Annotated in this window: 31 protein-coding genes and 1 pseudogene; 23 read left to right on the forward strand and 9 right to left on the reverse strand. The window is 62.1% G+C overall.

What is annotated here, in order from left to right:
• Positions 1-106 precede the first annotated feature (106 nt).
• From NKH99_RS20480 to NKH99_RS20490, 3 genes are all read left to right on the forward strand, one after another.
• A complete protein-coding gene (locus NKH99_RS20480) occupies positions 107-1,450 on the forward strand; it encodes a PAS domain-containing HWE histidine kinase family protein (protein WP_353015200.1) in 1,344 nt (447 codons plus the stop codon).
• 75 nt (positions 1,451-1,525) lie between these two features.
• Positions 1,526-1,897 carry an avidin/streptavidin family protein gene (locus NKH99_RS20485; protein WP_353015202.1) on the forward strand — a complete coding sequence of 124 codons (372 nt, stop codon included), beginning with the start codon at positions 1,526-1,528 and terminating at the stop codon, positions 1,895-1,897.
• A 118-nt stretch (positions 1,898-2,015) separates the two neighbouring features.
• Positions 2,016-2,432, forward strand: coding sequence for an HD domain-containing protein (locus tag NKH99_RS20490; protein WP_352473064.1), 417 nt, complete (start codon positions 2,016-2,018; stop codon positions 2,430-2,432).
• Between the two features lie 31 nt (positions 2,433-2,463).
• Here the strand turns inward: NKH99_RS20490 and NKH99_RS20495 are convergent, their stop codons facing one another.
• Complete coding sequence (locus tag NKH99_RS20495; protein WP_352769276.1) at positions 2,464-2,874, reverse strand: DUF427 domain-containing protein; 411 nt, start codon at positions 2,872-2,874, stop codon at positions 2,464-2,466.
• A gap of 182 nt (positions 2,875-3,056) precedes the next feature.
• On the opposite strand from NKH99_RS20495, the gene NKH99_RS20500 reads away from it, so the two are divergent.
• The 4 genes from NKH99_RS20500 (at position 3,057) to NKH99_RS20515 (ending at position 6,091) form a co-directional block, all read left to right on the forward strand.
• Positions 3,057-3,872: an endonuclease/exonuclease/phosphatase family protein gene (locus NKH99_RS20500; RefSeq protein ID WP_302893445.1), complete on the forward strand. Its 816-nt coding sequence runs from the start codon at positions 3,057-3,059 to the stop codon at positions 3,870-3,872.
• Between the two features lie 63 nt (positions 3,873-3,935).
• Positions 3,936-5,336, forward strand: coding sequence for a phospholipase D family protein (locus tag NKH99_RS20505; RefSeq protein WP_353015208.1), 1,401 nt, complete (start codon positions 3,936-3,938; stop codon positions 5,334-5,336).
• A gap of 84 nt (positions 5,337-5,420) precedes the next feature.
• Positions 5,421-5,603 (forward strand): hypothetical protein, encoded by a 183-nt coding sequence (locus tag NKH99_RS20510; RefSeq protein WP_353015209.1) that lies wholly within the window; start codon positions 5,421-5,423, stop codon positions 5,601-5,603.
• Between the two features lie 200 nt (positions 5,604-5,803).
• Positions 5,804-6,091, forward strand: coding sequence for a hypothetical protein (locus NKH99_RS20515; protein ID WP_352449563.1), 288 nt, complete (start codon positions 5,804-5,806; stop codon positions 6,089-6,091).
• A 59-nt stretch (positions 6,092-6,150) separates the two neighbouring features.
• On the opposite strand, the pseudogene NKH99_RS20520 reads toward NKH99_RS20515, so the two are convergent.
• Positions 6,151-6,600, reverse strand: a pseudogene (locus NKH99_RS20520) (cytochrome c3 family protein); the annotation flags it as partial.
• Between the two features lie 203 nt (positions 6,601-6,803).
• On the opposite strand from NKH99_RS20520, the gene NKH99_RS20525 reads away from it, so the two are divergent.
• The 6 genes from NKH99_RS20525 (at position 6,804) to NKH99_RS20550 (ending at position 11,810) form a co-directional block, all read left to right on the forward strand.
• Entirely contained in the window at positions 6,804-7,127 is a 324-nt protein-coding gene (locus NKH99_RS20525) for a hypothetical protein (protein ID WP_352923269.1), read from the forward strand.
• 9 nt (positions 7,128-7,136) lie between these two features.
• The gene (locus tag NKH99_RS20530; RefSeq protein ID WP_353015210.1) at positions 7,137-8,234 is read left to right on the forward strand and encodes an FAD-dependent oxidoreductase; all 1,098 of its coding nucleotides are present in this window, start codon (positions 7,137-7,139) and stop codon (positions 8,232-8,234) included.
• 62 nt (positions 8,235-8,296) lie between these two features.
• Positions 8,297-9,268: an SDR family oxidoreductase gene (locus NKH99_RS20535; protein WP_353015212.1), complete on the forward strand. Its 972-nt coding sequence runs from the start codon at positions 8,297-8,299 to the stop codon at positions 9,266-9,268.
• Between the two features lie 4 nt (positions 9,269-9,272).
• Positions 9,273-10,988 (forward strand): HAD family hydrolase, encoded by a 1,716-nt coding sequence (locus NKH99_RS20540; RefSeq protein ID WP_353015214.1) that lies wholly within the window; start codon positions 9,273-9,275, stop codon positions 10,986-10,988.
• A gap of 201 nt (positions 10,989-11,189) precedes the next feature.
• Positions 11,190-11,342: a peptide ABC transporter permease gene (locus NKH99_RS20545; protein WP_352457805.1), complete on the forward strand. Its 153-nt coding sequence runs from the start codon at positions 11,190-11,192 to the stop codon at positions 11,340-11,342.
• A gap of 24 nt (positions 11,343-11,366) precedes the next feature.
• Complete coding sequence (locus tag NKH99_RS20550; protein WP_023677099.1) at positions 11,367-11,810, forward strand: PPC domain-containing DNA-binding protein; 444 nt, start codon at positions 11,367-11,369, stop codon at positions 11,808-11,810.
• A gap of 10 nt (positions 11,811-11,820) precedes the next feature.
• Here the strand turns inward: NKH99_RS20550 and NKH99_RS20555 are convergent, their stop codons facing one another.
• Together NKH99_RS20555 and NKH99_RS20560 are read right to left on the reverse strand one after the other, a co-directional pair.
• Positions 11,821-13,083: a DUF763 domain-containing protein gene (locus NKH99_RS20555; RefSeq protein WP_352771065.1), complete on the reverse strand. Its 1,263-nt coding sequence runs from the start codon at positions 13,081-13,083 to the stop codon at positions 11,821-11,823.
• Between the two features lie 103 nt (positions 13,084-13,186).
• Positions 13,187-13,891, reverse strand: a complete 705-nt coding sequence (locus tag NKH99_RS20560) for an MgtC/SapB family protein (protein ID WP_352771063.1) — start codon at positions 13,889-13,891, stop codon at positions 13,187-13,189.
• A gap of 226 nt (positions 13,892-14,117) precedes the next feature.
• Here NKH99_RS20560 and NKH99_RS20565 point away from each other — a divergent pair, with 226 nt between their 5' ends.
• A complete protein-coding gene (locus NKH99_RS20565; RefSeq protein WP_352614260.1) occupies positions 14,118-14,285 on the forward strand; it encodes a hypothetical protein in 168 nt (55 codons plus the stop codon).
• Between the two features lie 30 nt (positions 14,286-14,315).
• Positions 14,316-15,314: an ATP-dependent DNA ligase gene (locus NKH99_RS20570; RefSeq protein ID WP_352539856.1), complete on the forward strand. Its 999-nt coding sequence runs from the start codon at positions 14,316-14,318 to the stop codon at positions 15,312-15,314.
• A gap of 131 nt (positions 15,315-15,445) precedes the next feature.
• Here NKH99_RS20570 and NKH99_RS20575 read toward each other — a convergent pair whose 3' ends face one another.
• Both NKH99_RS20575 and NKH99_RS20580 read right to left on the reverse strand, forming a co-directional pair.
• Positions 15,446-15,973, reverse strand: coding sequence for a YciE/YciF ferroxidase family protein (locus NKH99_RS20575; protein WP_352614258.1), 528 nt, complete (start codon positions 15,971-15,973; stop codon positions 15,446-15,448).
• A 169-nt stretch (positions 15,974-16,142) separates the two neighbouring features.
• Positions 16,143-16,874 carry a Crp/Fnr family transcriptional regulator gene (locus NKH99_RS20580; RefSeq protein WP_352473082.1) on the reverse strand — a complete coding sequence of 244 codons (732 nt, stop codon included), beginning with the start codon at positions 16,872-16,874 and terminating at the stop codon, positions 16,143-16,145.
• Between the two features lie 501 nt (positions 16,875-17,375).
• Between NKH99_RS20580 and NKH99_RS20585 the strand changes: the two genes are divergently transcribed.
• Complete coding sequence (locus NKH99_RS20585) at positions 17,376-17,573, forward strand: hypothetical protein (RefSeq protein WP_352449586.1); 198 nt, start codon at positions 17,376-17,378, stop codon at positions 17,571-17,573.
• A 264-nt stretch (positions 17,574-17,837) separates the two neighbouring features.
• Here the strand turns inward: NKH99_RS20585 and NKH99_RS20590 are convergent, their stop codons facing one another.
• Complete coding sequence (locus NKH99_RS20590; protein ID WP_023677107.1) at positions 17,838-18,002, reverse strand: DUF3309 family protein; 165 nt, start codon at positions 18,000-18,002, stop codon at positions 17,838-17,840.
• A 183-nt stretch (positions 18,003-18,185) separates the two neighbouring features.
• Between NKH99_RS20590 and NKH99_RS20595 the strand changes: the two genes are divergently transcribed.
• Complete coding sequence (locus tag NKH99_RS20595; RefSeq protein WP_352539853.1) at positions 18,186-18,623, forward strand: hypothetical protein; 438 nt, start codon at positions 18,186-18,188, stop codon at positions 18,621-18,623.
• A 72-nt stretch (positions 18,624-18,695) separates the two neighbouring features.
• Here NKH99_RS20595 and NKH99_RS20600 read toward each other — a convergent pair whose 3' ends face one another.
• The gene (locus NKH99_RS20600) at positions 18,696-18,926 is read right to left on the reverse strand and encodes a hypothetical protein (protein WP_352614257.1); all 231 of its coding nucleotides are present in this window, start codon (positions 18,924-18,926) and stop codon (positions 18,696-18,698) included.
• Positions 18,927-19,181: 255 nt separating this feature from the next.
• Here NKH99_RS20600 and NKH99_RS20605 point away from each other — a divergent pair, with 255 nt between their 5' ends.
• Both NKH99_RS20605 and NKH99_RS20610 read left to right on the forward strand, forming a co-directional pair.
• Positions 19,182-19,736, forward strand: a complete 555-nt coding sequence (locus NKH99_RS20605; protein ID WP_353015217.1) for a DUF4142 domain-containing protein — start codon at positions 19,182-19,184, stop codon at positions 19,734-19,736.
• 247 nt (positions 19,737-19,983) lie between these two features.
• Entirely contained in the window at positions 19,984-20,226 is a 243-nt protein-coding gene (locus NKH99_RS20610; RefSeq protein WP_352473088.1) for a polymerase, read from the forward strand.
• A gap of 105 nt (positions 20,227-20,331) precedes the next feature.
• Here the strand turns inward: NKH99_RS20610 and NKH99_RS20615 are convergent, their stop codons facing one another.
• On the reverse strand, positions 20,332-21,117 hold the full coding sequence (locus NKH99_RS20615) for a DUF1236 domain-containing protein (protein ID WP_352473089.1): 786 nt from the start codon (positions 21,115-21,117) through the stop codon (positions 20,332-20,334).
• Positions 21,118-21,321: 204 nt separating this feature from the next.
• Between NKH99_RS20615 and NKH99_RS20620 the strand changes: the two genes are divergently transcribed.
• The 4 genes from NKH99_RS20620 to NKH99_RS20635 all read left to right on the forward strand — a co-directional run bounded on the left by NKH99_RS20620 (position 21,322) and on the right by NKH99_RS20635 (position 24,624).
• Positions 21,322-21,621 carry a DUF1236 domain-containing protein gene (locus NKH99_RS20620; protein ID WP_352473090.1) on the forward strand — a complete coding sequence of 100 codons (300 nt, stop codon included), beginning with the start codon at positions 21,322-21,324 and terminating at the stop codon, positions 21,619-21,621.
• 319 nt (positions 21,622-21,940) lie between these two features.
• A complete protein-coding gene (locus NKH99_RS20625) occupies positions 21,941-22,789 on the forward strand; it encodes a MetQ/NlpA family lipoprotein (protein WP_353015219.1) in 849 nt (282 codons plus the stop codon).
• Between the two features lie 133 nt (positions 22,790-22,922).
• Entirely contained in the window at positions 22,923-23,987 is a 1,065-nt protein-coding gene (locus tag NKH99_RS20630) for a methionine ABC transporter ATP-binding protein (RefSeq protein WP_352540028.1), read from the forward strand.
• On the forward strand, positions 23,968-24,624 hold the full coding sequence (locus tag NKH99_RS20635; protein ID WP_352820853.1) for a methionine ABC transporter permease: 657 nt from the start codon (positions 23,968-23,970) through the stop codon (positions 24,622-24,624). The genes NKH99_RS20630 and NKH99_RS20635 overlap by 20 nt, the downstream gene beginning before the upstream one ends.
• Positions 24,625-24,642: the final 18 nt, after the last annotated feature.

Consider the following 24,642-nt stretch of genomic DNA (forward strand, 5'->3'; position numbering starts at 1 on the left):
TTTAGATGACGTAGCAATCCGTCGGCAATCCAAGCGGAGCGGGGGACTGGTGGACGTAGTTGAACTAAGGACTGGCGGGATCCCGCAAGTTTCCTCCGCCGATCTGATGCAGGCGTTGCCTGTGGCCGTCTACACCACCGACAAACAAGGCTACATCACCTTCTTCAACGAACCCGCTGCCGATCTCTGGGGATATCGTCCGGTTATCGGCCAGGATCGCTGGTGCGGGTCATGGAAGCTTCGCCACCTCGACGGGCGACCGATGGCGCATGACGAGTGTCCAATGGCCGTTGCCTTGCTGGAGGAGCGGGACGTTCTTGGGGGCCGAGCCATCGCCGAGCGGCCGGACGGCCAGTTCATCCCGTTCAGTGCGCATCCGGTCCTGCTTCGCAATGTGCGCGGTGAGGTTGTCGGCGCCATCAACACCCTGCTCGACCTGCGCGTGCAGACGCTGGCCGACGACGCCGGCATAAGGCTCGCCGCCATCGTCGAATCCTCGATGGACGCCATCGTGTCCAAAGACCTGAACGGCATTATCACCAGCTGGAACGACGCGGCACAACGCCTGTTCGGCTATACGCCCGCCGAGGCGATCGGGCGCCCGGTGACGATCCTCATCCCGCCCGACCATCTGGATGAGGAAGCCATGATCATCAGCCGCATTCGCGCCGGCGAACGGATTCCTTCATACGAGACTATCCGGCAGCGCAAGGACGGCACCCTGGTTCCGGTTTCGCTCACCATCTCGCCGATACGCGACGGCATCGGGCGTATCATCGGCGCCTCCAAGATCGCGCGCGACATCAGCCCCCACAAGGAAAGCGAACGGCGCATCCGCACACTCATGCGCGAAGTCAACCATCGGGTTAAAAACCAGTATTCGGTGATCGTCTCGATGATCCGCGAGACCAGCAAGCTGGCGGGTACGCCAGAGGCCTTCCTTTCACGGGTCCGAGAACGCATCATGGCGCTATCGGAATCGCACGACCTCCTGGTCGATGCGGAATGGCGTGGCGCGACCATCGGCGAATTGATCCATGCCCAGACCAAGGCCTTCGCGACACAGGCCCGTCTGTCGATGAGCGGGCCGATGATCATGCTGCAGCCGAACGCGGTGCAATATCTCGGCATTGCCTTTCACGAGCTGGCCACCAATTCGGTAAAGCACGGAGCGCTGTCGCACCATGACGGACGGGTCGAGGTCGAATGGACCGTGACCCCAGCCGCCGATGGCAGCGACGGCTTCCGCCTTGTCTGGCGGGAACTGGACGGACCATTGGTGGATGAAAACACGCGACGCGGTTTCGGAACGGTTGTGCTCAAACGCGTCACGCCGCAGGCGCTCAGCGGCACCGGCCGCCTGGAATTCGCCAGGCACGGCATCACCTGGACGCTGGAAGCGCCGCTGCGCTTCGTTCAGATGTCGATGGCTGGCATCGCGGCTGATTGAAGGCCGCTACACCGGCCGCGGCTTGGCGGCCGTCTGGCAACGCAATCCCTTTGGTAGCAATCAGGAGGAGCAGCGATGAGTTGGCTGGGCACCTGGCGGAATCAGTACGGGTCGGTCGTCGAACTGACCACCGAAGAGGGCGGACGGATCAGCGGAACCTTCAGGACGGCGCTGGAGGACAGCCCCTTTTTCGGCATGACGTTGCCGCTGTTCGGAGCCTGCCATGGAGACGTCATCGGCTTCACCTGCGCGGCCGAAGGGCGGGTCGGAGCCGCGGCGGTGAGCTATACCGGCATCCTCAGGAACGGGAAGCTGGAGATGCTGTGGCACACCGTTGCGGATGCCGCTTTGTCGGCGGAAAAGGAAGGTGCCCCGGCCCGAGCCAGGAAACTGCCCGCCTGGCGCGCCTTTGGAACCAGCCTCGACAGTTTTGAACGCGTGTCCTGACGCGTCGCGCCCGCCGCTCGCAAGTGAGGCAGCAGGGTCCCGCGGCGCGTAGGAACTCGCACCGACGATGGCGCGTTGGTGCGCCAGGACATGCGCTGTTCGTTACGGGGTCGACCCAATGAGCGTGCTTTATCGCGCAGCGAAAATCGCCGAACAGGCTCATGCCGGGCAGACGGACAAGACAGGGCGGCCATATATCGAACATTGCCGCCGGCTCGTCGATGCCGTCGAAACGCTCGACCAGAAAGCTATCGCCTATCTTCACGACGTCATCGAAAAAGGCGACGGCTGGAACCGCGACCGGCTTGAGGCGGCCGGGTTCGGGCCGTCCATCGTGTCTGCCGTCGACGCCATGACGCGGCTGCCGAACGAGGACGATGCCGCGTTCGTTCGCAGGGCTGCGGCCAACCCGCTGGCGTTGCCTGTCAAGCGCGCCGATCTTGCCGACAATCTATGGCAGGCACGGCAGATCGGGGCCTCGACGGCGAAATACGAAGACGGCCTGCGCATCCTCAGAGAAGAGTTCGCGAGCTGACGGACCGCTGGCGGCTGTCGCCGATGTGGGTCTACTCGGTGACGTGCGGTGTGTGCCGCTTGTCTTCCGCGGGATCGGCCTCGATCCGCGCCCTGCCGGGATCGAACGCACCGTGGCGGGCGATCGCCAATGCCGGGGTGTCGGGCGTCTCGTAGGCCCACATGAAGTCTTCTGCCGACGAACCGACCGCATGAACCCGCCAATAGCTTGCCGTGCCCTTCAGCGGGCTGTGGCTCGTCGTGTTCGTCTTCTCCAGAAGGTCGAAATAGATGTCCTCGAAGGGTATGTAGAAAACAGGATCATGGCCGTCTTCATAGAGCAGCTTTGCCCGCTCGCTCGACGCAATAATGGCATCGGAGAACCGGACGGTCACGGTTCCATCGAACGGGACAATCCTGAGCGGGCCTGGGCGGGGGGCGGAATCTGCGGCTAAGGACTGCATTCGACTTCTCCGTTGACTGCGCTGCCTTTCCGAAACGTGTTGTTGCCCGTCAGGGTTCCAGACCGCCGGCGCGCCGAGCCCGGATGGTGGAACGGTTCTGCAAGGTCGTCGTTGTTTCAGACCTCCGCACGCGCCATAATCGCAATGGCCGCCACTCACCGACTCAACAGCAAATGGATAACATGCTGGATCGATCGCCTACCCTTCCAAGGTCGCTTGGCGCTGCGCTGCGAAGGGAAGTGCCGCGGTTTACGGCACCCGGCAATGAAATTTCGTGCACCACGGTCGCATCCTACAACGTGCATAAATGCGTCGGCACCGACGGCAGGTTCGATCCGGAGCGGGTCGCGGCCGTGGTTAAGGAACTCGACGCCGACATCATTGCTTTGCAGGAGGCCGACGAAAGAACCGGAAGCAGGCAGGGTTTACTGGATCTCGCAGCGCTCGAGCGGGACAGCGACCTCGTCCCCACCCATGTCCCGGAAAACCGCCGCAGCCATGGCTGGCACGGAAATCTGATCCTGGCACGCCGCGGCGTGGTCGAAAGCGTGAACCAGATCCGGCTGCCCGGCCTCGAGCCGCGCGGTGCGGTTATCGCGGACCTGGAACTGAAGGGCGTCTCCCTCCGGATCATAGCCGCACATTTCGGCTTGCTGCGGCGGTCGCGCTCGCAGCAGGCCAACGCGCTGGTCGAAGCCACGCACCCGGTTCTGCGGCCAACAATCCTGCTCGGCGACCTCAACGAATGGCGCGTCCGCAACAGGTCTTCGCTGCTGGCCCTGCTGCCGCATTTCGGTCCGATCGATGCGGTTCTGCCGAGCTTTCCGTCGCGCTTTCCGCTGTTTGCGCTCGACCGCATCCTGGCCAGGCCGCCGCACCTGATTTCCAGCATCGAGGTGCACAAGACGCCGCTGGCGCAGCGGGCTTCCGATCATCTGCCGATCAAGGCCCGGCTGAACCTGGACGCGATACGGCAGCCGCGGCTGCAACCAGAATGAACCTGAAGGGTTGTTAGTCAGATTTCAGACCGTTTGCTTCGCTGATGTTTATCGGTGCACTTCATGGATACAGCCATCTCGCGGTTTGCCCGGGACAAGATCGCTGCCGGCAATAGCGGGCTGCTGCTGATCGCCGACAATTATGACGCGTTTGCCGCGCGAATCCTTGCTGCGCGCAGTGCCACAAGCAGCCTCGACCTGATGTACTATCTCTGGCACGACGACCATAGCGGCCGGCTGCTGATGCAGGAGGTCGTCAAGGCGGCGGAGCGCGGTGTCCGCGTCCGCATGCTGCTGGACGATATCAATCCGCGCAACAGCGACGCTGCTTACCTGGCGCTCAACAGCTACAAGAACATCGAGCTGAGGCTGTTCAACCCCAGCGGCATGAGGAACGGCAGCATCTTTCGCACGCTGGAGATGGTCGCCCGGCTGTTTGCGATGACCCGCCGCATGCACAACAAGGCCTGGATCGCCGATGAGGGCTTGGCCATCGTCGGCGGAAGAAATATCGGCGATGCCTATTTCGACGCTGCGGAGACGAATTTTCGCGATCTCGACCTGTTGCTTCTCGGTCCTGCCGTAGGGCAGACGATGCAGATATTCGAGGCGTTCTGGAATTGCGAGGCGGCAAAGCCGATCCAGCTGCTTAACCCGGCTGCGGTGGTCTCGCGCGCCGATTTCCTCGACAATCTCGATGCGACAGCAGACGGCCAGCTTTTGAACAGCCTCAGTGCCTGGCGCACGATCACGGAGTTCGTTGCAGCGCACAGCGACGTCTGCTGGACCAAAGGCGTTCGCGTCATTTCCGATCCGCCGGAAAAGGTGCGCGGCAAAAGGCGCAGGAACTGGCTGACCAAAGAGCTGCTTCCCGCTATCGCGGCGACCAGCCAGCGCCTCGAAATTGTCTCGCCCTATTTCATCCCCAGCCGCACCGGGTTGGCCATCCTGTCGAAGCTGGTGGATCGTGGCGCCGAGGTTGCAATCCTGACCAACTCGCTCGCCGCGACGGACGTCGCCGCCGTGCACGGCGCCTATGCCAAATGCCGCCGCAAGCTGCTTAAAAAAGGTATCCAGCTTTTCGAATTGCAGCCCTTCGACCGCCAGGCCAACATCTCCGTTTTCGGTTCAAAGGGAGCCAGCCTCCACACCAAGGCCTTCACGGTCGACGATACGCTCGGGTTTGTCGGCTCCTTCAATTTCGATCCGCGGTCGGTGTCGTTGAATGCGGAAATGGGCGTGCTTTTCCATGATACCAATCTGGTGATGGAGTTGCGCCGGCTGTTCGAGCACGAAAAGTCACCGCAGACGAGCTATCAGCTGGTCCTGGACAAAGGCGCCTTGCGGTGGCTCGGCATGGCGGATGGCGAGATGCGGCAATATTCGCGTGAACCGGAGGCCAGTCTCTATCGGCGCATCGTTGCAGCGCTGGTTGGGTGCCTGCCGATCGAATCGCAGTTGTAGAAGCGACGGATTTGTCGGAACGCAACTCTTTGTCGGAACGGAACTCGGGGATCACGAGTTGTAACCCGTGTCCGGAGCATGCCGATGAAGACCACGATATACAGTTTTCTTGCTGAGCTCTTGCCGTTCTGGATGGCGCATAAACGCAAAATGCGCGCCGACAGCGCCGCCGAGTGGCCGGCACGACCGGCTGCTGCGCATGACGATGTTCGGCCGTCAGGCGATCCTAATCGAGCAGCACCGGCGCGGCGGCGCAACACGTCCTAAGGGCAGAATGATCCCGCTCCAACTGTCTGGCTAGCCGCATTTCCGCGACGCCGATAATCCCATTTGGCTGCAGAAGCTCTAGCCCTTAGGGCGATCACGCTATCGTCAAGTATCGCTATTCGAAATCCGGCGTTGCCAAGCATCCATTTTGCAGCACGTACGTTAATGTGCACTACAGGTTGCCGCTATAGGTGAGCGCCATGAGTGATAGTGCGATAGAATTCTTGCAGGACTGGATCCACGAAAACGTTCATGTGCCGCCGCCTCCGATCAAGCTTGAAAGGGAGGCGGAAATCCTCGCCAGGGAATGCAAGGAAGAGGCTGCCGATGCCGGCGTACCCATCGAAGACATCGAGGAAGAGGTCGGCGACCTCAAGGACCTGCTCGTCGCCAAGCTTGAAGACGCAGCCGAGGACGAGGCCCGGCAACTCAACGGCCACGGCCAAAAGATTTCTACGCTGGCGGCCGGGCAAAAGCGGGCCGTATGACGCCGGTCCGAGCGCAGGCAAGGCATCACGAGGTGCGCCGCTTCGGCCTATTGTCCGATCATGTCGTCGACCTCGCCGTGGCACGTCTCGCAGGCGACGCCTTTAGCGATATGGATCGAATGATTGAAATAGACGAAGTCGGGGACACTGTTCACCCGCTGCCACTGCAATGGCTGCCCGGAGGCAAGGCTTGCCCGTACCGGCGCCAGCATGTTCGCGTTGGTGAAAAGCTGCGAATGGCAGGTCATGCACACCTCGGTCGCCGGCAGACCCGCCGATGACGAAGTCTCGACGCCGCTATGGCAATAACGGCAATCGACGCCAAGCTCGCCGACATGGTGCCTGTGGCTGAACGGCACTGGTTGCGCCAACGGCCGGCCAACGCCGGTGACGAAGTCCGAACGCAGGATGGCGGTGCCACCGAGAGCCGCAAAGATCGCCATGAAACACGCGCCCCACAGAGCGAAGCGTGAAATGCCGTTGGCGCTCCTCGAAAAGACCTGCGGCATTCCCTCGCCGATTTCGCATCCAGCAAACCGTATTCACCCCCCCAAAACCCTAACTGCGGCTGCGTGGGTAAGTTCCGGCTGGAGCAGCGGAGATCACAGAATGGTTACCCCGCCCTGGCCCATCAGGTCGGGCTGACCGGAAACCATCGAACCGTCCGTGCGTTCGGATGCGGGTCACGTTTTGTTTCACCCGGATAAGCATCATGACCATCCCCGACCCCCATCCCATGCGCCGCCGGTCCGGCATTGCCTTCTGGTGGACGATGTTCGTCGGCGCGCTGCTGACGATCCTCGGCCTGCTGATCGGAGGGGGCGGTGCCTGGTTGATTGCGCTGGGCGGATCCTGGTATTACCTGCCCGCCGGGATCGCCCTGCTGGCCGCCGGCAGCCTGCTGCTTGCCGGCAATGCCGCCGGTGTATGGCTTTATGTCCTGATCTGGCTGGCGACCCTCGCACCCGGCAGCCACCATTTCATGGAGACCAGGATCGGCGACGCCATCATTGCCTACGCACTGCCAAAAAGCTGACGCCCGACGATGACGGCTTCGCGGGACGCTTCCATCCTGATCGTCGGCGCCGGCCCGACCGGGCTGACGGCGGCAGTCGAACTGGCAAGGCGCGGCATTGCACCTCGCATCATCGACCGCAAGGAAGGCCCTACGCCGCTCGCCAAGGCGGTCGGCATCAGTTCGCACAGCCTCGACATCCTTGAACCGTCCAAAGTCGCTGCCCGATTGCTCGCCGAAGGATTGAAAATTCGCCGAGCCCGTTTCTACTTCGAAGGACGAGCGCTCGGCGAGATCGATTTCTCGATCCTGCCGCACCGCCATAATTTCCTGCTGTCGCTGCCGCAGCGCGATACCGAATCGCTGATGACCGATACACTCAAGGGATTTGGCGTCGACGTCGAATGGCGAAGCACATTTGTCGGCATGGCCGAGCACAAAGACCGGGCCGAGGTGCGGATCGAGGCGCCCGACGGCCCTGACGAGGCAAGTTTCGACCTTGTCTTCGGAGCCGACGGTGCGCAAAGCACGGTGCGTGATGCCATGGGCATCGGCTTCGATGGCTACACGCATCGGCGGCAATGGAGCATTGCCGACGCCGACATCGACGATTGGCCCTATGAGCCGATGGCCGCCCACGCGTTTCTCCACAGGGACGGTGACGTCGGTTTCATCATCCCGATCGGCGAGAAGCGCTATCGCGCGGTCTCCAACACCGAGGATGCGCTGGCGCGCATCCCCGGCAATTACCGGATCACGCGGTTGTTGCGGACCGACCGCTTCCATATTCCGGTACGACAGGCGCCGCGCTATCAAACCGCATGCGCCTTCCTGGGAGGCGATGCCGCGCATGTGCATTCGCCGCTGGGCGCGCGCGGCATGAATCTCGGCATCGAGGACGCCGCGTCATTCGCCAGGCGTTTCGTCGACGGCACGCTTGCCGGCTACACAAGCGAACGCCACCCGGTAGGGCAACGGTGGATCACGCTCAGCGAGCGCATCCTGTCGCTGGCCCAATCGGACAACGGCATCATGCAAGGCGTCAGGAACGCGGCCTTCAGCGTCGTCGGCCATCTGCCGCTGCTGCAACGGCCGCTGCTGGAGCGTGTCGCCGGGCTCAAGGAATGACGTGGTCGCATAAACCTTTTCGCCGGACATGCGTTGTTGGGTTTCAAGCCAGGGAGATGACCATGCAGATGAAATCGGAAATCGCCGGCGAGGCCGCCAAGCAACGGCACATCCAGCGCCGTATCGACGAGAAGGACAAGTCCAAATCCAATGGCAGGCAAAAAGGCGCCATGCAGGCCGGCGCCCGCAAATATCCCGAGCCGCCCTTCCCCGAGCAGCACCAGCCGAAGCCGGGCCATGAATGGGCGATCGAGCCGGCGCCGCTTTACGATGCGCCGTACTATATCGGATCGAAAAAGCTCGACGGCAAAGTGGCCGTCATTACCGGCGGCGATTCAGGCATCGGCCGTGCGGTGGCCGTGCTCTATGCGCGTGAAGGCGCCGATGTGGCGATCGTCTATCTCTCGGAGGATAGGGACGCCAGAGATACCAAAAGGGCCGTCGAAGCGGAAGGCCGGCGCTGCATCCTGATCAAGGCGGACGTCAGCGAACGCAACCACTGCCACAACGCGGTGGCTGAGATCGTGCAGGAGTTTGGGCGGATCGACGTGCTGGTCAACAACGCCGCTTTCCAGATCCACTCCAGCGATTTCAGCGAGCTGACCGAGGAGCATTTCGACACGACGCTGAGGACCAACCTCTACGGCTATTTCCACATGGCGCAGGAGGCCGTGCCGCACATGAAACCCGGTTCGGCGATCATCAATACCGGTTCAGTGACCGGCATCGAGGGCTCGAAGCAACTGGTCGATTACTCCATGACCAAGGGCGGCATTCATGCCTTCACCCGCGCGCTCTCGGGCAACCTTGTCGAGAAGGGCATAAGGGTCAACGCCGTGGCGCCAGGCCCGGTTTGGACGCCGCTCAACCCCTCGGACAAGGAAGCCGGCGATGTTTCGAAATTTGGCGCTGACACGCCGATGAAACGGCCGGCCCAGCCGGAGGAGATCGCGCCGGCCTACGTGTTCCTCGCCTCGCCGCACTGCTCGAGCTACATCACCGGCGAGATATTGCCGATCGTGGGCGGCTATTGACGGCATGTATTTCATTGCCCTGGCCACCGACTATGACGGCACGCTGGCGCATGAAGGGATCGTTGCCGAGAAGACGCTTGCGGCGCTTGAACGGTTCAAGAAGAGCGGCCGCAAACTCATTCTCGTCACCGGGCGCGAGCTGCCCGACCTCAAGCGCGTCTTTCCCGAAGTCGCGATTTTCGACAAGGTGGTCGCCGAAAACGGCGCGCTGATCTACACGCCGGCCAGCGAGGAGGAGCGGACGATATCTCCGCCGCCCGCCCCCGAGTTCATCGCCAAACTCAGGAAACGCGGTGTCAAACCGCTTTCGGTCGGACGCTCGATCATCGCAACCTGGGAACCGCATCAGGCTACCGCGCTCGAGGTCATCAAGAAATTGGGGCTGGAGCTGGAAATCATCTTCAACAAGGGCGCGGTGATGATCCTGCCCAGCGGCATCAACAAGGCGACCGGGCTGACAGCTGCGCTTCAGGACCTCAGATTGTCGCCGCACAACGTCGTCGGTGTCGGCGACGCCGAAAACGACCACGCCTTCCTGCGCGCCTGCGGCTTCAGCGTCGCCGTCGACAACGCACTGCCGGCAGTCAAGGATACGGCGGATCTCGTGACACGCGGCGCGCGCGGAAAAGGCGTCGAGGAACTGATCGCCAAGGTGGTCGAGCGCGATCGCGAGCTTGTGCCGAACCGCGACGGCATTCTGCTTGGCTCGGAGGATGGCAAGGAGGTGTATCTGTCGCCAACCGATACGGTGCTGATCGCCGGCAGCTCCGGCATCGGCAAATCGACCCTGGCGACCGCACTGACGGAGCGCTTCGTCGAGAGAAAGTTCCAGTTCTGCATCTTCGATCCGGAAGGCGACTATGACGGCCTCGAAGGCGCCGTCCGGCTGGGCGACGGCTCGAACGCGCCGACGAAGACGCAACTGCTCGATCTCCTGGGGAAGCCGGACAACAATCTGGTCGTCAATGGCCTGGCGCTGCGCGTTAACGAGCGGCCGGACTTCTTTGCCGACCTGCTGCCGGGCCTTGGCGGTGTTCGCCTCCGCACGGCACGACCACACTGGCTGATCATCGACGAGGCGCATCACCTCTTGCCGAAGCGGCGCGACGACACGCCAATGGTGCTGGCCATGGAATTGCCGGGCACGATCCTGATCACGGTTCATCCGGACGCGATCTCAACCGAGGCATTGCGGCTGGTCACCGCCGTCATCGCACTCGGCCCCAAGGCGAAAAAGGTCATCAAGACGTTCTGTCGCGAGACCGGCACCGAACCGCCAAAGGACAAGGACCTGAACTCTCCAAAAGACGAGCGCGTGCTGTTCTGGCGGCCGCAGGCGCGCAAGAAACCTGCCATGGTCGAGCCGATCGAGCCGCGGCAGTCGCTCAAGCGCCACAGCCGCAAATATGCCGAGGGCCAGCTGGACGAGAAGGGCAGCTTCTATTTCCGCGGCCCCGACAATGCGATGAACCTCCGCGCCCATAATCTGATGATTTTCGCCCAGATCGCCGAGGGCATCGACGACAGGACCTGGGAACATCATCTGCGCGCCGGCGACTATTCCGAATGGTTTCGCCACCAGATCAGGGACAAGGAACTGGCGCGCGAAACCGCCGAAGCGGAGAAAGACGGCACACTTTCGGCGCAGGAGAGCCGCAGCCACGTCCTGGACGCGGTGCGCCGCCGCTATACCGCGCCCGCGACCGCGCCGAAGGAATAGATGCAAATGGCGCCCAGCCGGTCCCAAGCCGGCTGGGTTCACCTCGTGGTCGATCTCCGTCCCACCTCGGCAGATGGCCGAGTCCCAGTCGGTTCCAACCGTCGATGGTCCATCGTGGAACCTCATCCGCCAAACGAGATTGTGTTCTATCGGGCGCCAGATCTATTCAATGCTGAATAATTGCCCGAAAGGAGACGATGGATGAGCAACGACCGGGACAAGGATGGTCCTGTCTTTTCAGCGGAACAGGCGCGGCAGGGCGAGATCATCCTGCGGACGCGGGCGCGCCGGATCATTTTCATCGCCGGCCTAGTGGGTCTCGTCTTGCTGGCATTGCTGGTGTGGTGGATTTGAATTCCTGACGGCTGGAGCGAAATCATGAAATCACAGCTTGTTGCCGAAAGCGCCGGACAGAGAACGTTCGTCGTTGTGCTTGATCCCGGCGAAGAGGCGTTTGCGCAGCTGACGTCATTTGCGGTCGACCGTGGCGTCGGCGGCGCGTCGCTGACCGCGCTCGGCGCTTTCGAAAGTGCAACCGTCGGCTGGTTCGACCCTGGAGAAAGGACCTACCGGAAAATCCCCGTCCGGGAACAGTGTGAAGTGCTGAGCGCGATCGGCGATGTTGCCATCGGCGACGACGGCAGGCCCAGCTTGCACGTCCACGCAGTCCTTGGATTGAGTGACGGCACCACGAGGGGCGGTCATCTGCTGGACGGCATCGTGCGGCCGACGCTCGAGGTCACATTGGTGGAGACGCCTGGCCATCTGCGCCGCAGGCACCGTCCCGAACTCGGCGTCGCCCTGATCGACTTGGAGGCTTGATCCGAGCCGATCACTTCGTTGATTTGACTGCGGCCGTTTCGGGTACGACCTCCCAACCGAAGACGCTGCGGCCGCCGAGCAGATGCGATTGCTCGAACTCCCCGGCGACGATTTCCTTCAGGCTTGGGCCGGTGACATAGCGCTCGACCTGCCTCGACTGGTCGTCCAGCCGCCGCAACGCGCCGATCTCTTCATCACGGCCGAGCCTGGCCTTGTGGACAGCCGACTTCAGCACGCCGATCGTCTCGTCATAGACCTTCAGCGGCACCGGAAACGGGTGCCTGTCCTTGCCGCCATGCGCCAGCGAGAAGCGGCCGGGATCGGAAAATCGGCACGGCGCGCCATGCACCACTTCGGCGACCAGCGCCAGCGCCCGCACTGTGCGCGCGCCGACATTGGGCACCAGGAGAAGCCCGGCGAAATCTGTCGGGCCGCGCTCGGCCGCCGCGGCGATGTTGCCGTGCAGGCGGCGCATGACGACATCGCTTTCGCGTACATCGTGGTGCGCCGGCATCACCAGATGCGGCAGCAGCTTTTGTGCCGGCTCCGGCGCTGGCGCCGAACCCCGCTCCAAAGCGGCAAGCTCCCTCACGATGCGATCCGGTCCAAGGCCGTGCAGAAGGTCCAGTTGTCCCTGGCGCGACGCTTCGGCGCGGCGGTCGGTCAGGTTGACGATCTCGCCCTGATTGGCGCCCTCGATGGCAGCATGCGGCTGGTCGACAAAGCTCTTCAGGCCCTCGGACAGCCAGTGATAGCGGCGCGCCACCTTGCTGTCGCCGTTCATGCCTTGCTGCACCACCACCCAGTTGCCGTCATCGGTGACGATGAAGCCGTGCAGATAGAGATCGAAACCGTCCTGGACCGCGGCGCTGTCCACCTTGGCGACAAGCCGGCTGGCAGTCGCGAGGCCTTGCCCGTCGAGGCCGACACGCTCGCCGATCAGGGCAAGCTCGTGCGGGGTCTTGCGCGAATGCGCGCCGCGGCCGCCGCAAACGTGGATGCCGAGTTCGCCGGAAAGCGGCGACAGACCGCGCTTCAACGCTCCGACGACGCTGGTGGTGATGCCGGAAGAGTGCCAGTCCATCCCCATCACGGCGCCAAAGGACTGGAACCAGAACGGATGCGCCAGCCGGCGCAGCAATTCATCGCGGCCGTAATGGTGGATGATCGCCTCGCACATGACCGCGCCAAGCCGCGTCATGCGGTCGCCGAGCCATTTCGGCACGCGTCCGCCGTGAAGTGGGAGATCAGCACTTCCCGATCGCTGTGCCACGCTCTTTTGCTTGCTCCTTGAGTCCTGCCTCGACAGATAGGTATCGAAAGGGGTGTGGAGAAGCTATGGCCTGATTCAGGCCGCGATCGTTGCAAGCCGCCAGCTAGCGGGCAGGTTCGCTGAGGAGATCAAACTTCTGGATCTCGCAATGCTCGCCCACCGATGCCAGCAGGTCCATTGGCGGTGCCCCAGTGTCGGGCCGCCTCCAACTGATCTCGAACGAGAACACAGGGTCCTTGAGATCTGGGCGCCTCTCTATTGCGACGAGGCGTGCCCGGTAGCCAAGCGGCCCGATCATCGTATCGAGTTCCTGTCGGGCTGCGGCCTTCCAGGTCAGTGCCAACTGGGCATGGTGTTCGCGCGACATTCGAAGGTCCACCCATTTCAGGACCAGCAAGGTGGCCAGCGTCAGCGCCGTGCCGGCCGCGCCCAAGCCGTATTGGCCACCACCGAAAGCCAATCCGATCGCCGTCATCACCCACAACGTGGCCGCCGTGGTGACGCCGCTGACAAGATTGCCGCGGCGAAGAATGGCGCCACCGCCGATAAAGCCGACGCCGGTCAACACGCCCAGCGGAAAGCGCAAGACGTCCATCGATGCAAACGAATCCGGGTGCTTGCCAACGGTCTCGAGCAGAATACTGGCCTGGATCATTGTGATGGCGGCGGCCAATCCGACCAGCACGGTGGTGCGTAGCCCCGCCGCGTGCCCGCGCGCCTCGCGGTTGAGGCCTATCAACAGGCCGGCGAGCGCGGTCAGAAGCAGTCGTGCCGCGATGTCCTGCCAGACCGGAACAACGAGGAGCATCGCGGTCACCCGTCAGGCCAAGCGCTGCTGGCCAGGAATAGCGCCATGGTCAAAGCGAACAAGGGCAAGAGCGTCTTCATCGCAAATTCTTTTCGTCGATAAGCAACAAACGATGCGCTTGGATTTTGGTTGCGCCGCCGACGATTCACCCCGGCGATGGGCAGCGGCGGAACAAAACCTTCGGCCTGCGGGTTGGTGGGTTCACACCAACGAAGGATTTGCAGTCATGGTCCGCTTGCTGCTTGCCGGAGCCGTCGCTTATCTGGCCTATCGCATCACCAAGGAGATCGGCGGGACCGACGAGGTTGATCCGCTGTCGCCTTCGCCCGAGCAAACCGGCCGCAAGGCGCCGAGGCGGCAAAGCGGGGCACAGAGGAATGGCCGACGGCGGTAGCGAATGCCGTAGCGGCGGCGCGGACCAGCCATGACCGCATTTCCGTTGCCGCTCGACCTTCGTCCGATGGAAGCCAAAGCCGCCGATGCAATCCCTGGCGGCGACGGGCTTTGGCAATACGAGCCGAAATGGGACGGGTTTCGCTGCCTCGTGTTCAAGGGCGACGATGCCGTCGATCTGCGTGCAAAATCGGGCAAGCCGCTTGGCCGCTATTTTCCCGAACTGGTCGCGGTGCTGCGCGATGTGAGCTCGCGACGGTTTGTTGCCGACGGCGAGATTGTCATCGAGGTCGACGGATCGTCCTCGTTCGAGGCCCTGCAAATGCGCCTTCATCCCGCCGAAAGCAGGATCCGCAAGTTGAGCCTCGAGACGCCCGCCATGCTGATCCTGTTCGATATGCTGGCCGAGCCCGGCGGCAGGATCATCATCGAAGAGCCTCTCACCACCAGGAGGCAGGCGATTGGGGCCTTTGTCGCGTCGGCGGCACGGCCCCAACTGCACCTGTCCAAATATACGCACGACGCCGCCACCGCCGAGCGCTGGCTGCAGGGCGCCGGCCACGGCTCGACCGACGGTGTTGTTGCAAAACTGATCGCCGGGCCATACCGGCCCGGCGAGCGCGCCATGGTCAAGGTCAAGCGGCTGCGCACTGCGGATTGCGTGGTCGGCGGCTTTCGCTATCTCGCCGGCAGCAACGAAGTCGGATCTCTGCTGCTTGGCCTCTACAATAGCGAAGGCAGGCTGGACCATGTCGGGTTCACCTCGACTATCGGCAAGGACGACAGGGCGGCGCTGACCAGACGGCTGGAAAAACTGCGGGCCAAACCAGGTTTCACCGGCAAGGCGCCGGGCGGACCAAGCCGCTGGAGCACGGAGCGGAGCGGACAATGGGAACCGATAAAGCCTGAACTGGTGGTCGAGGTTCGGTTCGACCATGTGACAGGCGACCGGTTCCGGCACGGAACCAAGCTGTTGCGCTGGCGGCCGGACAAGGAGCCGCGGCAATGCACGTTCGAGCAGATCGAGTAAGTCCGATCCGAGACACCGCTTCAAGGCGCTTGCTGCCCGCTCTACCGTTCATGACGGACCAATGCATCATTTCACCGGTTCGCCGCGGCCAACCGAGCCTTGGCAACCAAGGCTCGGTTGCGGTTTTGAAATCAGGCAGCTTCCTGCATGGCGCGTTCGTTGACGCCGCTTTCGCCGAGCTTGGAAAGCGCTTCGTCGGTCGCGACCTCTTCCTTGAGAGTTGCCCTGAGCAGCTCGACAACGTCGCTCTTGCCGAGTTCTTCCGCCCACGCGATCAAAGTGCCGTAGCGAGCGATCTCGTAATGCTCGACGGCTTGCGCCGCACCGACAAGCCCGGCGTCGAGCGCGGGAGCACCACTATACTCCTCGAGCATTTCCGAGCCCTCTTCGATGATGCCGTCAATGGCCGGACAGGTTTTGCCGCGGGCCGGCTTGCCGAATTTGTCGAACACCTCCTCGAGGCGGTCGACATGTCCTTCGGTTTCCATGCGGTGTTTCTCGAAGGCGGCGGTCACTTCTTCCGACTCCGCGCCCTTGGCCATTTTGGGCAGTGCTTTCAATATCTTCTTCTCGGCGTAGTAGAGGTCTTTGAGCCCGTCGAGGAACAGATCCTCAAGGCCCTTGCTTGCCGCCTTCGCGGCCTTTTTCGTAGTCGCCATGATCCTCTCCCGAATGGTTGGTGCCGCCTCGCAAAGTGGAGGCGTCCGATAACCCTCCGACAGGAAACAAGTTCCCTGACGGTCCGGCAGCTTTGAAAATTTTTCCGACCCGCCGTGTGGTGTCGCAGGGGCCTTCGACCTGCGGCAGCAATCGGCCAGAAAAGCGCCGTCAGCGCTCGCCGATATGCTCGACCAGGCGGGTATATTCGGCCTCGGCCAAGCCGTAGCCGCCATCCGCCAGTGCGACGAGACCATCGCGATCGCGGATGATAATTTCGCCGCGGCGGGACCGGATGAGCCCTCGCCCCTCGAGCAGCTGCAGCGCGACCGTTACACCCGGGCGCCTTACGCCAAGCATGATCGACAGGAATTCGTGCGTGATCGTCAGCCGGCCGCCATCCACCCGATCGTCACACATGAGAAGCCAGCGCGCCAGCCGGTCTTCAAGTTTCGATCGCGCGTTGACCAGCGCGGTATAGCCAGTCTGGACATGCAGATATTGCACGTAGCGCAGCAAGAACAGCCGCAGCGTCGGGCTTTGCGTCAGCGCCGCCTTGAACGGCTCGGCGTCGATCCTGGCAGCTTCTCCCGCCAGCTGCACATAGCAATCATGGACCGTACGGTCGTCGCCCATTATCAGGGCCGAGCCGGTCATACCTTCCAAGCCGACAAGGCCAACTTCCGCATCGCTGCCGTTCGGCATTTTCGCAACCACCGAACCGATGCCGTCCTCGAGGAAATAAATGGCCTCGATCGGCGATCCGGACACTTCGAGCGATTGCCGTAACTCCAGCGAACAGCGCTCGATGTGCGGCTCGAGAGATGCGAAATCGCCGGCGCTCATTCGGCGCAACAGCTTGTTTTTGTACGGATTTTTATTGGAATTTGCTGGATCAGACATAGCTGGGCCCAAAACAGGGCAAGAGCCTTTTTATCTCCCAGCCGTCCGCGCCCGGTATAACCTGCGGACGATAACGCTTATATAAGCACTGAAAGGTATGGAGCCTACTAAATAAAAAAATGAATCGATGCACGGCAGTTTCTCCTGCCGCTTGCCTACGAAAACATCCGACTGAAAGTTAGAGTTGGAAACGTACCAAAGTCGGTTTGGTACGAAAACGACAATTGAGATCGCCGGGCTCGAAAAGAGCCCGTCGCGAGGAATGCAACGGGCTCCATTCGGGCGTCGTGGGCTACGCCCAGTGATCCAAATGAGGGGTGGGTTGGATCGCAGCAACAATGCAGGTGCAAGGCAGTCGTTCCCAAACTGTCTGCTTGGTAATTTCCGTACATTGAGTTTGGACGAGAGCGGCGCTAATTGAATTGGAGTCGTCCACACAGGCACGGCGAGTGGACGCTTGAAAGACGCTTCGCGCTTTCGCCCTTTTCAAGGGAGGATGGCATGCCGATGCAAGGTGCAGCAACTCCAGCCGAACTGAGCGTGCTGAGAAAAGCGCTCGACGACTGCTGCCGCGAGTTGGGTGTTGCGGACGACAGTCCTGTCCGCGAGCGGTTGGCAGCCCGTATCATGTCGCTGTTCAACGAGGGTGTGCTCAACGCCGATCTGAAAGAAGCGCTGGCCGCCGATCGCCAACAATAAGCTGCTGCTATGGTGGCGTCCTCGGCGCCGAAAGGTTCGGCACCGAGTCGCCCTTTCTAGCCAGGGTCCCGGTTTGCCAAGGATCTTGGAAATCTAGTCTTTTCACGACAAAACGCCCGGCGCTAATTACCAAGCGGCAGGCGTTTTTGTCGCGAGCGTGACACTAACGCGTGTCGCGTTTGGCCGGCCTCATGCGACGCGCTTACTTCCTGTTTTATGCATGTCGTTATCACAAAACCGCTGCATACTTTTGCACGACATGCATCAAATGCGCCCAAGCAGGACCAGGATAATGACGATAAGCAGCACCAAGCCGAGGCCGCCACCACCGTAATAGCCGGTGCCATAGAACGGTCCGCCGCCCAAGCCGCTGAAGCCGCCAAGCAAGGCAAGGACCAAGATGATGATGAGAATGGTTCCAAGGCCCATGATGTCTGCTCTCCTTGTTTGCGCTGCCGCCATTCGCATCAGCGCGTCGCATTGTACAAAGGTATGAACTCACAAGGAGCATTCCTGTTCCGGCGGGACGGTAAGGCGTACGCTCATGCGGCGAGCAAAATGCCGGGCCGGGCCGTCAGAAAAGTCCACAGATGCATGCCCGCGGAGAATGGCATGGCGGCCGCCTTGAACACCCAAGAACATGCTGAAATTCATGGGGAATTTGTCGGAACCTTCGCCCGCCCGAACGGTTGTTTTCGTAGTCGCAACGCGACGACCCTCGTAAAAAGGAGAAGCATCATGCTCACGAAAATTCTCGCAGCTTCGGCGCTTACGATCGGTCTGGCCACGTCAGCGATGGCCCAGAACGTCGGCGATCCCTCCGGAGCTGCTGCCGACGGCAGCGGGCGGACGATAGTAGTCCCGGATAATGGCGGCCCTGACACCGGCACGGATTCGACCATCACCAACAGCATTCGCGATTTCTCAACGACGAATTCGAATGCCGACCGGAATTGCCCACCAGGCCCGCAGGGGGCTCTGCCCGACGCGACCGGCAAGTCTCCGGGCACGATGGCGCCGACGGTGAACGACAACCACTGCGGCAAGTAAGCGCCCGGTTTATCATAGTCTGTGATGAGGCTGCGGAGCGTACGCTCCGCAGCTGTATTGAAAATCGGCCGTCTAACGGCAGCGGTGGTCGAAGCTGACCGCGATATCCCGACCGTCCAGCGCCCGAACGATGAAGCCAACCAGTTCCTCGTCGGTTTGCCGGAACCAGGGAAAGCGTTTGCGCAAATCGGCTATGACGACAGTGGTCGAGAGAATGTCGCCCGAATTGTAGTCGGCCATGACGATATGAACGGCTTTGTCGGTATCAATACCGATTCCAAGCGGCGACTTGATCTGCCCCACGGAAGCCTCCACCCATCTGTCCCGGCAGACGATAGCAAGACTGCGGCAAAGCGAAAGAGCTTGTACGATTCCGTACGGTCCTACGGGTTGCGTTGCACTTTGCAGGACCCAGCCGGCGTCCTCTCTTTTTGTATTTTTGTGTTATCCAAATCATTTGTTTGGCTCGCGGCGGCTGTGGCCACTGCGACCAGGCAACCTCGTCGCAGCTTCCGCGTTGAGCCATCGGAGGGATGACATCAGCCTCGGAGAACCCCCATGAAAACGCTTCTATCCATCACTGCGGCAGCGATGATGGCCGGCGCGCCTTTGGCTGTTTTTGCCCAATCGGCGACGCTGACGCCGCTGACGACCGACACCATGAGCAAGGTTGACACCGCGACATTCGTCAAGACCGTGCCCATCGCCAATACATTTGAAATCGAATCGAGCCGACTTGCGCAGACGCAGGCGACGGCTGACGATGTGAAGGCCTTCGCGGCGCAAATGGTCACGGACCATACCAAGGCCGGCGAGGACTTCAAGGCGGCGCTCGGCAAGGGGCAGACGACTTCGGCCACCGCGCCGGCCGGCCCGTCGCTGGACACCAAGCACCAAGCGCTGCTCGACCAACTCAAGGAGGCCAGAGGGGACAGTTTCCAATCAAAATATATCGACATGCAGACCCAGGCGCATAAGGAAGCGGTGGCGCTGTTTTCCGCTTACGCGAATTCCGGCGACGATCCGGCGATGAAGGAGTTTGCCAAGAAGACGCTGCCGGTGCTGCAAATGCACGAACGTCACGTCAAGGACCTCGCTGCCGCACATCAATGAGAGCGAAGAGTGCCTTTTGCAAACGAAAGGCCGCCCCACACACGGCCTGTGTGACGCGGCTGTCGTCCGGCCACACGGCCGGGAACAAAGCACCGAGAGTGCCGTTATTTACCCGGCTTGTTCGGGGAGGATCCAATGGAAGGCGGCGTTCGCGGGGCGTCAAGGATAGTAGCGCCGGCTTTCGGCGCCGTCCTGGTCGCCGCTGTCACAGGCTGAAATCGCTTTCCGAACGGGACAGGCTGCCTTCATGCGCTACGGCGAGATATTTGCAAATGTTACGGCACTCATGTTGCTGGCCTTGATGATTGGCGGCGTCTTCGTCCTGTTTGGAGAGCCGCTGTGGCCGCGGCACTACGCGAGAATGGTGCTGGTTACGGATATCGATGCCATGACCACCGCGTCAGTCCGAACAAGCTGCCTGCCCAGTCCCTGCCTGCCCGACACCATCGATCATACCGTGCTCACTCCTCGCCCCGAGGACGGACCTTGATTTGCGATTTGCAGACGCTGGAGCTGGGTACGGAAAAGCCCGCCGCGCAGCTCGGGCGGCGGGCTTTTTTGGTGAATCAACCCACGGTAGACCGTCTGGCCACGACTAGGTCAGGATAATCACGATCTTGTAGGTATTCGGGTCGACGATGACGATCCGGCCGTCGGCGAGCACGAAATACTCATAGCCTTCGTAAGCCGGAACGATCTTGACGATGCGCGCCGGCAGGCGATGCAGCCGGACCTTCTTTCGCGGGACCTCGACACCGACGGAGATGTCGAAATCGACGTTGGAAACGGGTTGGACGTTCGTCTCCTTGATGACCTGAGTGATCTCTGTCTTCTGCTCAACGGTCACATTGCTGATGGAAGCGGTCGAACTCTGGTCCTGCTGGGTAGAAGTATTGCTCTGAGCCTGGTTTGTGGTCGTGGTCCCAGCCTTACCCTGAGCCTGCTCTTCGGTCTGCATCTTGGAGCTGCCCTGAGCCTGCTCGGTGGTGGTGGTTCCAGCCTTGCCCTGGGCTTGCTCCTCGGTCTTCATCTTCGTGTTGCCCGTGGCCTGCTGGTCAGTCGTGGCGCCAGCCTTGCCTTGGGCCTGCTCTTCAGTCTTCATCTTCGTGTTGCCCGTGGCCTGCTGCTCAGTCGTAGCGCCAGCCTTGCCCTGAGCCTGCTCGCCGGTCTTCAGCTTCGGTTTGCCCTGCGCCTGTTGATCAGTGGTGGCGCCGGCCTTGCCCTGAGCCTGCTCGCCCATCTTGGCGCCGTTCTGGCAATTGGCAGTGCCGGCTGCACAATTGGCGCCGGACTGATCGTCGGTCGACTGCTGCATCTGGGCAAGTGCGGCCCCGCAGCTGACGCTGATTGCTAACATGCTGGTGATCAGAACGCCTTTCATGAGAGATCTCCTTGGAAAACGCGTCCCTTCACCCCGCAAAACTGCGTCTAAAAAACTTTGTTCCAAACTAATGGAGGGAAACGGCAAGCGATCCGAGTGGCGGAACAAGCTCCACCTGATGACGTTACCGGCCTATAGCGACCCCGCTGCGAACGGCATGACGCGGCGCAGCGCAGAGGTGGCTCACGAGGAAAGGAGACAATCATGAGAATGCATCTTTCGGCGGCCGCGGCTGGGTTTTTGCTGCTTGCGGGTGTCGGCGCCGCTGCCGCTCAGGACGTGGTCATCGAACCGCAGCAGGAGACGATCGTACGCGAGTATGTGAAAAAGCAGCCTCTGGCGTCCGTCCAGCTTCCCGGCGTGGAGCTCAATGTCGGCTCGACCCTGCCCGATACCGTCGAGCTTCATGAGGTTCCCGACGTCAAATACCGCTATGTCGTCGTCGACAATCGGACCGTCCTGGTCGATCCTGGCACGCGCAGGATCGTGAAGGTCATCGAGTGAGCAAGCGCGTCGCTTTGAAGGGACATGCGGCGCGTCCAGCATTGTCGACATCCCGACGCAGAAAGGCCCGCCGTTTCGAAGCACGGCGGGCCTCATAGCGGAGACGAGGTCCGGACAATTTCTGAACCAGCATTGGCTTAGAACGCATGATCCCAGCACGCCCTGTGCTCGCCAGGCCCGAAACTTTGAGAGAATATTCCTGGCTTCGCATCTCGCGGGAAATACGGTGCTTTGATCCGACGGTCAGCATTCCCGATGATGCCGACAAGGCTTGGCACTCCGCCTGGCCGCAACGACTTCAGCACCGACGGGATAGATCATGTCTGGGAACACCAACACTTTGCACTCATTTTTCTCCGCAAGTATAAGCCGGCGCGCCGGTCTCGCTGTACTTCTCGCGTCGGCGGTTGCGATTGTCGGCCTTGCTGCGCCGTCGCTCGCCGAGGACAAGACGGCGGTCAAGGTCGGCATCATGAGCGGCGAGGACGAGGACGTCTGGCGCGTCGTCACCGCCCAGGCGGCGGAGAGGGGCCTGACAATCGAGACCGTGGTGTTCAACGACTATACCCAGCCGAATGAAGCGCTCGAGCGTGGCGAAATCGACGCCAACGCCTTCCAGCACAAGCCCTATCTCGACAACCAGATCAAGACGCAGGGCTATCACATCGTCCCGGTCGGCTATACCGGGGTCTGGCCGATCGGCCTTTATTCCAAGAAGTACGCGAAGATTGCCGACCTGCCAGAAGGCGCGGTCATTGGCGTGCCGAACGACCCGTCCAATGAGGGCCGCGCACTGCGCGTCCTGCAGAGCGAACATCTGATCAAGCTCAGGGAAGGCACCGGCATTCTGGCGACGACCACCGACATCGCCGAAAACCCGAAGCACTTGGTCATCAAGGAGCTGGACGCAGGCATCGTCGGGCGCTCGGTGGAAGACCTCGACGCGGCCGTAGTCAACACGGATTGGGCGCTTAAAAGCGGCCTCACACCGGAGAATCGCATCGCCCAGGAGGCGGTGGCCGACAATCCCTACCGCAATTTCATCGCGGTCAAGGCCGGCAATGAAAACCAGCCCTGGGTAAAGACATTGGTCGCCTCCTATCAGAACGAAAAGGTGAAGGCCGAATTCGATCGGGTCTACAAGGGAACCGGCATCAGCGCCTATTGATGCCGAGCTCGACTGGGCGCCGAAGCCCGGCATGGTAAAGCGGTCCGCGCTTCAACGCGGACCGCGATCGCGTTTGCGGGACACCAATACAGGAACTTTCATGAACCAGCATTTCGCCTCGGTCATCGAAGTCATGCATCCCGTCGGCGGCCGCTCCGCGGGACCGAACGATGTCGTGCGCCTCATCGAGCTGAAGCGCCGCTTCGGCGCGACAGCGGCGCTGGACGGCGTGTCGCTCAGCGTGCGCCAGGGCGAGATCCTCGGCATCATCGGCCGCAGCGGCGCCGGCAAGTCGACGCTGATACGCTGCCTGAACGGCCTGGAGCGGCCGGATTCAGGACAGGTCTACATCGAAGGCCGCGACATCAGCCGGCTCGGCGAGCGCGAATTGCAGCCGCTGCGCCGGCGCATCGGTATGATCTTCCAGCATTTCAACCTGCTGTCCGCCAAGACCGTCGAAGACAATGTAGCGCTGCCGCTCAAGATCGAAGGCCGGCCCAGGGCCGAACGCCTGGCGCGCGCCGCCGAGCTGCTCGAGCTCGTCGGGCTGTCGGAGAAGGCGAAAGCCTATCCGGCGTCGCTGTCGGGCGGGCAGAAGCAGCGTGTCGGCATTGCCCGGGCGCTTGCGGCGCGCCCGGCGCTACTTTTGTCCGACGAAGCGACCTCGGCGCTCGACCCGGAGACGACGCGCTCCATCCTTGCCTTGCTGAGGGACATCAACCGGCAGCTTGGCCTGACCATCCTGCTGATCACGCATGAGATGGAGGTGATCCGCTCGATCGCCGACCGGGTCGCGGTGATCGACGCTGGGCGGATCGTCGAGCAAGGGCCGGTGTGGTCGGTCTTTGCCGACCCGAAATCGGCGATCACACAAAGCCTGCTCGGCGGCATCCGGCCGCAATTGCCGGCGGAGATCGCAAGCCGGCTAACGCAGAACGCCGGCGTGGAGGCGATCCTCAGGATCGACGTGGCCGGTGAGGCCGCCCGAAGCCCGCTTTTGTCCGATCTTGCCTCGGCAGTTCCCGGCTCGTTCCGCCTCGTGCATGGCGGCATCGATCACGTCCAGCAGCAGCCTGTCGGGACACTGTTCGTGGCGGTCGCCGGCACCAATGAAGCTCACCTGGCAGAGGTGATCGCGTTCTTGAAAGCCCGCCAAGCGCGGGTGGAGGTGCTTGGCCATGTCGCCGGTTCTGTTTGAGCTTCTCGTCCGTTCAATCTGGGAAACGATCCTGATGACGGCCGCCTCCGGCCTCGTCTCGCTGGTTTTCGGGCTGCCGCTCGGCCTGGCGCTGGTCGCCACCGACCGCGGCGGCATCGCCGAAAACCTGTGGGTGAACCGCGCGCTTGGCGCTGTCATCAATGGCTTCCGCTCGGTGCCTTTCATCATCCTGCTGGTTGCGCTGATCCCGGTGACGCGGCTGATCGTCGGCACCTCGATCGGCACCTGGGCAGCGATCGTGCCGCTGTCGATCGCGGCGACGCCTTACTATGCCCGGATCGCCGAAGTGTCGCTGCGCGAGGTCGACCACGGGCTGATCGAGGCAGCACGCGCCATGGGCGGCAACCGCTGGACGATTATTCGAGAGGTGCTGGTGCCGGAAGCGTTGCCCGGCATCGTCGCCGGCTTTACCGTGACGCTGGTGACGCTTATCGGCGCCTCGGCCATGGCTGGCGCCATCGGCGCCGGCGGGCTCGGCGACCTCGCCATCCGCTACGGCTACCAGCGCTTCGAGACGTCCGTCATGATCGCCGTGGTCATCGTCCTGATCGTCCTGGTCTGCGGCATCCAGTGGGCCGGCGACCGGCTGGTCGCGAGGCTGGACCACAGAGCGTGACCGGCGAACCGCGGCCAA

Origin of the sequence: Mesorhizobium sp. M0854 (genome assembly GCF_040319815.1) — a bacterium.
Taxonomy (GTDB): domain Bacteria; phylum Pseudomonadota; class Alphaproteobacteria; order Rhizobiales; family Rhizobiaceae; genus Mesorhizobium.